The 254-nt window shown below is 55.5% G+C and carries 1 pseudogene; it reads left to right on the forward strand.

What is annotated here, in order from left to right:
• Positions 1–176 precede the first annotated feature (176 nt).
• Positions 177–254 (forward strand): annotated as a pseudogene (locus QP934_RS11615) (hypothetical protein); the annotation flags it as partial.

The following is a 254-nucleotide window of genomic DNA, read 5'->3' on the forward strand; positions in this document are numbered from 1 at the left end:
TCGCAGGGTACTTCCTTTCGAGGATAGGTAAGAGTTGATTCGAAAGGTACCCGCGATGGTCGCCTTCATGCACACCGGCACAAGACTTACCGCGGGCTACAGATACACCACGTTAGGGGACGCAACCATCCGGCGACGATGATCGCGCAGCATTCTACGACGATGTTGACCGCAAGATTCATCAGATTTGGTCGGACTCCGATCAGGTTTACGGTGCTCCGCGGATCACCGCAGAACTTACCGAGCGCTACCAC

The sequence above is a fragment of the Corynebacterium sp. MSK122 genome (genome assembly GCF_030229435.2).
GTDB classification, from domain to species: domain Bacteria; phylum Actinomycetota; class Actinomycetes; order Mycobacteriales; family Mycobacteriaceae; genus Corynebacterium; species Corynebacterium marquesiae.